Source organism: Amycolatopsis sp. NPDC049868 (assembly GCF_044461365.1).
In the GTDB taxonomy this organism is placed as follows: Bacteria; Actinomycetota; Actinomycetes; order Mycobacteriales; family Pseudonocardiaceae; genus Amycolatopsis.
Window position 1 is genome coordinate 283,530 of record NZ_JBITKV010000005.1, and the last position, 10,378, is coordinate 293,907.

General features: G+C 68.8%; 7 protein-coding genes and 1 pseudogene. 5 read left to right on the plus strand and 3 right to left on the minus strand.

Translation table 11 applies throughout. From position 1 onward, the window contains the following. Positions 1-64 precede the first annotated feature (64 nt). From ACIBTM_RS23070 to ACIBTM_RS23085, 4 genes and pseudogenes are all read left to right on the plus strand, one after another. Positions 65-2,545 (plus strand): ABC transporter permease subunit, encoded by a 2,481-nt coding sequence (locus tag ACIBTM_RS23070; protein WP_395879135.1) that lies wholly within the window; start codon positions 65-67, stop codon positions 2,543-2,545. 28 nt (positions 2,546-2,573) lie between these two features. Next, positions 2,574-3,548 (plus strand): glycine betaine ABC transporter substrate-binding protein, encoded by a 975-nt coding sequence (locus tag ACIBTM_RS23075; RefSeq protein WP_395879137.1) that lies wholly within the window; start codon positions 2,574-2,576, stop codon positions 3,546-3,548. A gap of 50 nt (positions 3,549-3,598) precedes the next feature. Beyond that, positions 3,599-3,910: pseudogene (locus ACIBTM_RS23080) on the plus strand (DUF6924 domain-containing protein); the annotation flags it as partial. 37 nt (positions 3,911-3,947) lie between these two features. Beyond that, complete coding sequence (locus ACIBTM_RS23085; protein WP_395879138.1) at positions 3,948-4,610, plus strand: GNAT family N-acetyltransferase; 663 nt, start codon at positions 3,948-3,950, stop codon at positions 4,608-4,610. A 40-nt stretch (positions 4,611-4,650) separates the two neighbouring features. Here the strand turns inward: ACIBTM_RS23085 and ACIBTM_RS23090 are convergent, their stop codons facing one another. After that, positions 4,651-5,235, minus strand: a complete 585-nt coding sequence (locus ACIBTM_RS23090) for a hypothetical protein (protein WP_395879139.1) — start codon at positions 5,233-5,235, stop codon at positions 4,651-4,653. A 216-nt stretch (positions 5,236-5,451) separates the two neighbouring features. After that, entirely contained in the window at positions 5,452-6,453 is a 1,002-nt protein-coding gene (locus ACIBTM_RS23095) for a DUF4436 family protein (RefSeq protein ID WP_395879140.1), read from the minus strand. Positions 6,454-6,881: 428 nt separating this feature from the next. Here ACIBTM_RS23095 and ACIBTM_RS23100 point away from each other — a divergent pair, with 428 nt between their 5' ends. Beyond that, positions 6,882-9,800, plus strand: a complete 2,919-nt coding sequence (locus tag ACIBTM_RS23100; RefSeq protein WP_395879141.1) for a BTAD domain-containing putative transcriptional regulator — start codon at positions 6,882-6,884, stop codon at positions 9,798-9,800. Positions 9,801-9,880: 80 nt separating this feature from the next. Here the strand turns inward: ACIBTM_RS23100 and ACIBTM_RS23105 are convergent, their stop codons facing one another. Further along, on the minus strand, positions 9,881-10,300 hold the full coding sequence (locus tag ACIBTM_RS23105; RefSeq protein WP_395879142.1) for a DUF4234 domain-containing protein: 420 nt from the start codon (positions 10,298-10,300) through the stop codon (positions 9,881-9,883). Positions 10,301-10,378 lie beyond the last annotated feature (78 nt).

Consider the following 10,378-nt stretch of genomic DNA (forward strand, 5'->3'; position numbering starts at 1 on the left):
TCGAGCTGTGGACAGGAGCCCCGCGGACATGTTGGGCTGAGACCCGGCCGAACCGGAGCGGTCGGTGATTTTCCGCCCTGCGACGTCGAGGAGCAGCGCCCTGAGCCTGTCGGAGTACCTCCGAGAGAACTGGATCGACGTCGTGAACGACGCGATCCTGCACGTGGATCTCACCCTGGCGGCGATGGCACTGGCCGTGCTGATCGGCATGACGATCGGCCTGCTCACCTACCGGCGGCGGTGGCTCGGCTCGATGGCGACCACCACGACGGCGGCGTTCCTGACCATCCCGTCGATCGCGCTGCTGGGCATCTTGATCGGCCCGTTCGGGCTGGGGCTGACGAATGTCCTGTGCGCACTGGTGCTCTACGCGCTTCTGCCGATCACGCGCAACACGATCGTCGGGCTGCGTGGCGTCGATCCGGCCGTGGTGGACGCGGCGCGCGGGATGGGGTTCGGCCGCGCGCGGCTGCTGTTTCGCGTGCGCCTGCCGCTTGCCTGGCCGGTGATCCTTTCCGGCATCCGGGTCTCGACGCAGATCACGATCGGTATCGCGGCCATCGGCGCGTATGTCAAAGGCCCCGGCCTCGGCAACCAGATCTTCGACGGGCTCGGCCGGTTCGGCTCGGTCAACTCGCTGAACCAGGTACTCACCGGAACGCTCGGGATCATGGTGCTGGCGCTGCTGTTCGACCTGGCCTTCGTGGTGGTCGGCAAGCTGACCACACGGCGGCGTCCCCGTGCCCGCCGAGCGGCGGGCTCGGCGACGCCGGGGGGAACAGCGGGAATGGGCGGCGAGACGATCGAGCTGCGGGACGTCCGCAAGCACTACCCCGGACGAGCGGTACCGGCGGTCGAAAACCTGACGATGCGCATCCCCGCGGGCGAGATCGTCGTGCTGACCGGTCCCTCAGGGTGCGGCAAGACGACGACCATGCGGATGATCAACCGGCTCGTCGAGCCCACCGCGGGCGCCGTCACGATCGGCGGCACCGACGTGTCGGCGCTCGACGTCGACGAACACCGGCGCAACACCGGTTACGTCATCCAGCAGATCGGGCTCTTCCCGCACCTGCGTGTGGACGCCAACATCGGCGTGGTGCCGCGGCTGCTCGGCTGGACCCGACGACGTATCGCCGGCCGCGTGGGCGAGTTGCTCGATGTCGTCGGCCTGACCCGCGAGCACGGCGTCCGGTATCCGCGAGAGCTTTCCGGTGGTCAGCAGCAGCGCGTCGGTGTGGCGCGGGCGATGGCCGCGGACCCGCCGGTGTTGTTGATGGACGAGCCGTTCGGCTCCACCGACCCGATCACGCGGGCCCGGCTGCAGGACGAATTCCTTCGCCTGCAACGAAAAGTACGCAAGACGATCGTGTTCGTCACGCACGACTTCGACGAGGCGCTGAAGGTCGGCGACCGGATCGCCGTGCTGCGGCCGCGGTCGGTGATCGCGCAGTACGACACGCCCCAGGCGATCCTCGCCGCGCCGGCGGACGACTACGTCGCGAGCTTCGTCGGCCCGAAGCGGAACCTGAAGCGGCTCGCGCTGATCCGGGTGGGTGACCTGGACCTCCGGCAGGCGGCCGAGTCGCACGCCCTGCCTTCGGTCAGGCCCGACGCCACCCTGCGGGACGTGCTGGACGTCATGGTGCGGACCGGCAGCACGGCGGTCGTGGTCACCGAGGACAGCACCGCGCGGCCGCTGGGGGTGTGCGACGTGCCCGGCCTCGTCGCGGCGCTCAGGCTCACCGAAGAGGAGCCCGCGATCCGGGAGGCGGAGGAGGTGCCCGGGCCGGGTCCGGACACCACGGTGCCCGCGCGGCCTCGTCGGCGCCGGCTCGGCCTGCTGGTGCGCCCGGTCCTGCTGATCCTCGCCTTGCTGGCGCTCTTCCTGATCGTGCGGGCGCACCCGATCGACTCGATCGAACAGCGTTTCCTCAACCCCGGCGAGATCTTCACCGAACTGGGCGCGCACCTGCGGCTCACCCTGATCTCGACGGTGTGCACCGTCGCCATCGCCCTCCCGCTCGGCATCCTGCTCACCCGCGCCGGCGCCCGCTGGGCCCGGCCCGTCGGCCTGGGGCTGGGCAATCTCGGCCAAGCGATCCCGTCGATCGGGCTCGTCGTGCTGCTCGCGCTCTGGATCGGCACGGGTACCGCGACGGCGGTCGCGGCGCTCGTCGTCTACGCGACCTTGCCGGTGCTGCGCAACACGATCGTCGGGCTCGACGGCGTCGACCCGACCGTCGTCGACGCCGCGCGTGGCATGGGCATGGGCAAGACGGCCATCCTGTGGCGGATCGAACTGCCGCTGGCCGTCCCGGTGATCCTCGCCGGGATCCGGACCGCGCTGGTGCTCACCGTCGCGAGCGCGACACTGGCGACGTTCATCGACGGCGGCGGTCTCGGCGGCGGGCTTGTCGCCGGGATCGGGCTGTACCGGCCGATCCTGAGCCTGACCTTCGGCATCATCGTCGCCGCACTGGCGCTCTTCGTCGACTGGCTGGGGCTGGTCGCCGAGGAGCTCCTGCACCCGCGCGGCAGGTAGCCCGACCGACTTCAAGGAGGACCAACCGATGCGGATGTTCCAACGCACGACCGCCGCCATGCTCGCGCTCGCCTCGGCGGCGGTGCTCGCGGCCGGCTGCACGATCGGCAAGGACGAGACGGGCGCTCAGGTGGGCGCGGGATCCATCAAGAAGATCGACGCGTTGAACGGCGCCCAGATCCGCGTCAGTTCCAAGGAGTTCGACGAGCAGCTGCTGCTCGGCCAGATCGCCCTCGTCGCATTGCAGGCGGCCGGGGCGAGCCCGCAGGACAAGACCAACATCACCGGTTCGAGCAACGTCCGCCAGGCGCTCACCAGCGGCGCGGTCGACCTGTACTGGGAATACACCGGCACCGCCTGGATCAGCTACCTCAACCAGACCAAGCCGATCAGTGATCCGCAGGCGCAGTACGAAGCGGTCAAACAGGCGGACACCGCCAACGGCGTCACCTGGTGGGCACGCTCGCCGGCCAACGACACCTACGCCCTCGCCGGCAACCCGGCGACCGTGGCCCGGACCGGCGTCAAAACGCTGTCCGACTACGCGGCCTTGGTGAAGCGGGACCCGGCCGCAGCCTCGACCTGTATGGGCCCGGAGTTCAAGAGCCGGGACGACGGATTCCCCGGCCTGGCGAAGACCTACGGGTTCACCCTGCCCGACCCGCAGGTGCACCTGCTCAACGACGCCGTCGTCTACCCGAGCATCGGGAAGGGGGAGCCCTGCGGCTTCGGCTCGGTCGCCTCCACCGACGGGCGCGTGGCCGCGCAGCACCTCACCGTGCTCGAGGACGACAAGCACTTCTTCCCGACGTACAACCCCGCCATCACGATCGCCACTCCGCTCGCCCAAAAATATCCGCAGCTGGAGCAGGTCTTCACGCCGATCGCCGCGAAGCTCGACACCGCGACGCTCACGGATCTGAACAAGAAGGTCAGTGTCGACGGCCAGAAGCCCGCCACGGTCGCCCGCGACTGGCTCAAGTCGGCGGGTTTCATCAGTTGAAGCGGCCGCGGGAATGATCGCGTTACCGGCCGCTTCGGTCCTCGGACGGATTCCTGGCGAATGTCGCGCTGGTGAACGACCCGGTGTTCGAGGGCCTGAGTGTCGAGGTGCTGAAGGCGAAGCAGGCGACTGGGCCGATCGTTTCTTTTCTGGCGGACGAAACGACCCTCGGCGACGCCGAGCATCCCATTCTGGCTGTCCGGGTTCTCCCGCAATTGGATGGTGACCTGCGCGATCATCGGCCGTTCCGGGTAGTGCCCGCCGAGCTGTGGAGTGTGGAGAACAACATCAACCTGGCCAACATGGACTGGGCGGACTTCACCGGGGCGGTAGATGGGGACGGCGTCTTCCGCGGGTTCTGACGCACTTTCCTGCCGCGAGTCGCGAACTGTCACACCGATGAGCGGCCGGGTATATCGGATGCGTCGTGCCCGGATCCGTGGCAGGTTCGTCTCCGTGCCGGACGATCATCACGCAGCGACATCGAACAGGCCGAAGCCGGACGTTCGTATCGTTCACCTGACCGGCCCCGTATTCGACTCGCTCGCTCGCGGCGATCTGGCCGGAGCGACCGCGACCAGCCCGGTACCACTGACCGCCTACCTCGCCGGACCGGACCGGCGTGGGCTGTGGCAGCGGCGCAGCAGGCAGGTCGCAGCGGACCCCGGCAGCGCGGCCTGGGTCACCGGCGTCATCTGGGATCAGCGACGGCTACTGGCCGTCGGAACAGCCGGTTACCACGGGCCTCCCGACACAGCGGGCATGGTGGAGATCGGCTACGCCGTCGACCCGGCGCACCGGCGACGCGGTTACGCGCGGGCGGCACTGGAGTCGTTGCTGGCGCGGGCCGTCCAGGAGCCACAGGTGCACACCGTCCGGGTCACGATCAGCCCCGGCAATACGGCCTCTTATCGCTTGGCATCGCAGTACGGCTTCGTCAAGGTCGGCGAACAATGGGACGACGAGGACGGCCTGGAGATCATCTACGAGATTCCGGCGGATCACCTGTGGCCATGCCGCCGGGATCGCGCGGTGTGGCCGGTCGCCCGCGTCGGCGGGTGACCGGCCACGTCTGCCGCGCCGCTGTGGTCGCGGCCTCGCGTCAGCTGGTGAGCTTCTTGCAGGCCGGAGCCTTCGCCGCGGCGTCTTCGATACCCTTGTCGGCTTTCGTGTCGAAGTCGAAGTCGACCTTGGCCACCTCGGTGTCGGTTTCCTCGCCGATCTGCGTGAGTGCCGCGCCGTCCGTCGGATCCGCCTTCTCCACCTTGTCCTTGAGACCGTCGGCCACCTGCTTCAACTGGCCGAGGGACGCCGCGAGTTTGCGGGAAGTCTCGTCGAGCCTCGGGACGGGGGCCTTGTCCAGTGCCCGGAGCTTGTCCACCATGCCGCCCAGCGACGTGGACAGCTGACCGAGGTGCTTTTCCAGTTCGGCCTTCATCTGGCCGGGCGAGGCGGAGGCGTCGAACTGCGGGGACTTCTTGGCGAGGTCCGTCATGCCGCCGGCCGCGGTGCAGAACTGGTCGAGCCATTTCACGGTGTCCGCGCCGGTGCCCGCGTGGGCCGGTGCCGCGGAGGATGCGGCCGGTCGATCCGCGGCCTTCGGCGCCTCGGGCTTGGAACCGCACGCGCCGAGCCCGAGTGCGCACGTGACTGCGAGCAGCGCCGCGCAGATGGTCTTACTTTTCATGGAAATCCCTTTCACAACAACATTTCACTGGCGCGCAGCGGGCGCGCGAAAAGCACAGTTCGATACGAGGCGACTATCCCGTCCGCCGAACGCCGATCGGTCAACGTCCGATCAACGCACGGAATCCCGGACAGTCCGATCGCGCGTAGCCGATCCGATTCGGGAGCAGCCGGCCGGTGGGCTCCTTGTCGTGGCGCATATTCGCCGCCTGTTCGCTCATCGGGGGACGCGCTGGTCCGGCCAACCGGGCCGGTGTCCAGAGTGGACGACCTGGCCGACCGGCGCCGGCGGCATCGTCATCGGTGGCGGTCCCGCGGCCGGTGGCGCCAGGTGATTCTCGGCCGCTTCCTTTTTCTCATTGCCGCGTTCGACGATGTACCCGAACACCACCGTGGTGATCAGCGAGATGGAGATCAGCGCCTCGGCCATGAAGAACGCGCCGAAATCGGCGATCGAGCCGATGGGCGGGGAGCCGGGTAGCGCGTTGCGCAACGGCACCAGCGCGAACAGCAGCGCGCCCATGAAGCTGAGTGACGGCCAGAGCAAACCGCGCCTGCCGCCCGCCGCGAACCAGGCGGCGATCACCGCGGCCAGGCTCAGGCCCCACATGAAAATCATGATGAACACCGCGAAGGCCATCGTCCCGGTGGACCGCCCAGCCTGCGCGGTGAAGGTCAGCACACCACCGTCGGTCTTCAGGTCGGCGGGTTTGATCTTGAAGAACGAGTCGGCGTTGGTGAACGTCACGCTCACCGGGACGGCTTCCTTCTCCGCCTCGGCCGCGAACAGGAAATCGAACTTGTACCGGTCGAACGGGTAGTCGGTGATGACGCCGTCGTGCAACGCGATCTTGAAGTCGGACACTCCGGGGTTCTTCCCCGGCTTGAGTGACAGGGTTTCTCCCTTGAGCCCATTGGTGTAGACGGTGATCTCGTGCCGTGGCATGCCGGTCTCGCCGTCCATCAGCTGCCCTTGCGGGTGCAGCTCGACCTGGACGGACAGTTCCTGGGTCACCGCGTCGACCTTCTGGACGAAGACATAGACGTCCACCCGGTCGGCGGCGTTCGTGTCCCCCATGACGATCTGGCTCTGGCCGTTGCTGCGCTCGACCGTGTAAGCCCATAGGCTGACGCCGGTGAGCAGCGTGACCACCGCCGCGACGATGACCGCTCTGACCCAACCTGCCAAGCCTCGCTTGGCGGTCCCTCTCGAATTCATTTCATCCTTCTCTGGTCCGCACGTGCGCGAGGCACGCTAGGAAGGCGGCGTCAACTGGCGTTCAACAAGGGGTAAACGTCCTCGATTCGCGTGGTCCCACTGATCCGTCAACGCGACGTTGGCATTTTGTTGCTCGGCCTCCGAGACACTCGGCCGACCGATCGAGCATCTCCATATCCCGAGGACCCGAATGCGGAAAACCCTGCCCGCGCTGATCGCCGTGTGTTTCGTGGCGAGTTCGTTCCTGCTGGCAGGTACGGCCGGCGAAAACCCGGTCGGCTGCCACGCGAAACCCGTGCACCGGCTTGTCAGTGGCCACCTGGTGCGTGACGCCGAAAGGCGGCCTTTTCGATCACTCGCCGCTATACTCCGCGAAGCGCGGAGGGTGATTCCCCCGCTCGACGCGCGGTGCGGGGAGGAGGGGGCCGGTGGATCAGCCGGCTGGCGAGGTGCGGTTCGCGGTACTCGGACCGGTTCAGGCGTGGCGGGGTGAGGTCGAGCTACCACTGGGGACGCCCCAGCAGCGGGCGGTCCTCGCGATGCTGGCGCTCAGACATGCCCAGGCGGTGTCGGTGGACCAGTTGGTGGCCGGCCTGTGGGGCGACGATCCGCCGCCAAGGGCGCTCGGTGCGCTTCGGACCTATGTCTCCCGGCTGCGGGCGGTACTGGCGGACGAGGATCTCCTGGTTTCGGTCGGCAGCGGCTACGCCCTGCGCTGCGGCGCCGAAGATGTCGACGCCGGGGTGTTCGAGCGGCTGGTAGCCGAGGCGGGACAGGCCAAAGCGGCCGGTGAACTCGGCGGAGCGGGACAGCTGCTGACCGCCGCGCTGCGGCTGTGGCGGGGTGAGCCGCTGGCCGGCGTCCCCGGTCCCTACGGCGAGGCTCAGCGGACCCGGCTGGCCGAGCTGCGGCTCACGACGCTGGAGACCCGCATCGAGGTCGAGCTGGCCTTGGGAGGGCACGCCGGGGTGGTCGCGGAGCTGACCGCGCTGACCTCCGAGCATCCCCTGCGCGAACGACTGCGGGAACTGCTGATGCTCGCGCTGTACCGGGGTGGGCGCCAGGCGGAGGCGCTCGGGGTGTTCGCCGACACCCGGCGCATGCTCACCGGCGAGCTCGGCATCGAACCGGGCGAGCGACTGTGCGCGCTGCACCAGGGAATCCTCGCCGCGGACCCGGAGCTGGCCGGCCCGACACCACCGGCAGGGCCGAGGACGGAGCCTGCCGTGCCGAAACCCGCCCAGCTCCCGGCCGACGTCGCCGATTTCACCGGTCGCGCCATCCGGGTCGGAGAACTCAGCGGCTTGCTGCGCGCCGAGCCGGGAAGTGCCGTGCCGGTCACGGCCATCAGCGGGATCGGCGGGATCGGGAAGACCACCCTCGCCGTCCACATCGCACATACGGTCCGGGGCGGCTATCTCGACGGACAGCTCTACGTGGACCTCGAGGGGACGAGTTCGCGCCCCCGCGATCCGGCCGCCGTACTGGCGGGCTTCCTCCGGGCGCTCGGGGTCGCCGACTCCGCGATACCCGAGGAGCCGTCCGAACGGGCGGCACTCTTCCGGTCCTGTCTGGCCGGGCGACGGGTGCTGCTGGTACTGGACAACGCTCGCGACGCCGAGCAGGTCGCCCCGCTGCTGCCCGGCGTCGGCGGGAGCGCGGTCGTGATCACCAGCCGGGCGACGATGGCCGGGATTCCCGCCGTTCTCGTATCGCTCGAAGCGCTGGAACGGGCCGACGCGGTGTCGTTGTTCGGCGCGATCGTGGGGCAGCGGCGGGCCGACGACGAACCGGACGCCGTTCTCGATGTGCTCGGCGCGTGCGGGTTCCTCCCGCTCGCGGTGCGGATCGCCGCGTCACGGCTGGCCTGCCGTCCTGATTGGACGATCGCTTCGTTCGCGCGGCGCCTGCGCGATCAGTACCGCAGGCTGGACCAGCTCCGGGTGGGTGATCTGGCCATCGAAGCGACCTTCGAGCTCAGCTACCGCCAGCTGGGCGCCGAGCACGCCGAGGCGTTCCGGCTGCTTTCCGTGCTCGACACGGCCTTCCTTCCGCTGGCCACCGCGGCGGCGGCACTGGATCTCACCGAGCAGCGGACCGAGGACGTCCTGGAGTCCCTTGTGGACGCCGGGCTGCTCGACTCTCCCCGGCCTGGCCGGTACCACTACCACGATCTGCTCAAGCTGTACGCCCACCGCAAGGCCGAGGACTTCGACTCGGCCGAGGAGCGTGGCGCCGTGGTGGGCCGGGTTCTCGACTTCACGCTGGCCACCACACGCAACGTGTTCCGGCTGCTCGAGCCCGGCGACAGTCAGCCGAGCTACGTGGTCCCGACCTACGCGGCCGGGCTGTCGTTCTCCTGTCACGACGACGCCCTCGACTGGCTCGACCTCATGCGGGACAGCACGATGCGGATCGTCGGCCAGATCGCGGAAGACCCGGCGAGCGGGCTCCGGCAGGCGGCCGACCTGATGCTGCTCCTCGCCTTGCTCATGGACCGGGTTTCGCCGACCGGGGACATGGGGCTGGCGGCCAGGACCGTGGCCGCGGCCGCGCGGCGCCGGGGCGACCGAGGCAGTGAGATCCGCGCCCGGCACGCGCTCGCCGTGTTCCTCCACCACGCGTGGCGGATACCGGAGGCGGAGGCGGAGCTCACCACCGGGCTGGAGCTGAGCACGGCGGCCGACGACACCCAGGGAGTGGCCCAGTCCCTGCTCGGCCTCGGGATCTGCGCGGTGGAACGCCGCGGCTACGCCGAGGCACTCGCGCTGCTGGACAAGGCCCGCACCCTTTACCGCTCCCTCGGCGATGACGCCGCCGTCGCGTTCACGGTGGCCACCAGTGCCTGCGCGTACCTCGGCGTCGGTGACAGCGAGCGCGCGCTGTCCGCGGCCGCGGAGGCGCTCGCGGTCAGCCGGGACATCGGCGACAACATCGCGGCCCCGAACGCACTCCACCAGATCGGGATCGTCCTCGGCGAACTGGGCAGGACCGATGAGGCCAGTGGCCATCTCCGCGAGTCGATCGCGATGTACCGGAAGGCGCGGCTGCGGACCCAGACCGCCCGTGTGCTGCTCTGCCTCGCCGAGGTGTGCCGGAAGGCCGGTGAGTTCGGCCAGGCGCTCGACGTGGCCGAAGAAGCGCTGGCCATCGGAAGGCAGACGCACCATGACTATGTCGTCGCCGGTGCGCTGTCCGCACTCGGTAGCGCACTCGACGGCCTGAACCAGCCCGACCGCGCGCTGACCTGCTGGCGGCAGGCGCTCGAACTCTTCGAGAACTGCGATGCTCCCGAGTCCGAGAACGTTCGCGGCCTGCTGGCGGCGAGCGCAGCCAACTCTCACTGAAGCCGGTGAAAAATCGTGACTGTGTGGATTTTGGGTCATCTGACGTCCCAAAATCCACACAGTCACACACCCCTTACCTCTCAAAGACCGCGCGGCTCCGCGATCTTGTTCAGTTCGCCCTGGTAGTAGAGGACACCGGCCCCCCACAACAACATCAGCAGCGTCCCGACCACGGGGTTGCAGGACTCGGGCAGTCCGGCGTGCCGCTGGGCGTAGCGGATGCGTTCCCCTGTCCGGTAGTAGGACACGAACGGCGCGACCAGGGTCCAGGACAGGAACAGGAGCACCAGCATCGGGCCGGCCACCGGGGAGTCCGGCTTCCGGTGGAACGCCGCCATCTCACGGTGGATCTTGTAGTACCAGACGAAGTGGTAGATCCCCAGCGTGATCAGCGGCAGGCCGAGCCACACCCCGATGGGGTTGCGCTGTTTGAGCGCCGGTTCGGTGCTGTCGGCATCCTGCGGTGCCAGGGGCGTGTGGGTTGCTTCCGGGTAGGACATGTCGTTTGACCTCTCGTGATTACTTCTGGCCCGCTGTAGGGAGTTTCTTGCGGCGGAATCGTGCTCATCCGCCGAACG

What these genes read in the sequence shown, in the direction of transcription:
- ACIBTM_RS23095 (WP_395879140.1), bottom strand. Translation starts at nt 6,453, where the DNA reads ATGAATTCGAGAGGGACCGCCAAGCGAGGCTTGGCAGGTTGGGTCAGA.
- ACIBTM_RS23075 (WP_395879137.1), top strand. Translation starts at nt 2,574, where the DNA reads ATGCGGATGTTCCAACGCACGACCGCCGCCATGCTCGCGCTCGCCTCG.
- ACIBTM_RS23105 (WP_395879142.1), bottom strand. Translation starts at nt 10,300, where the DNA reads ATGTCCTACCCGGAAGCAACCCACACGCCCCTGGCACCGCAGGATGCC.
- ACIBTM_RS23090 (WP_395879139.1), bottom strand. Translation starts at nt 5,235, where the DNA reads ATGAAAAGTAAGACCATCTGCGCGGCGCTGCTCGCAGTCACGTGCGCA.
- ACIBTM_RS23085 (WP_395879138.1), top strand. Translation starts at nt 3,948, where the DNA reads ATGAGCGGCCGGGTATATCGGATGCGTCGTGCCCGGATCCGTGGCAGG.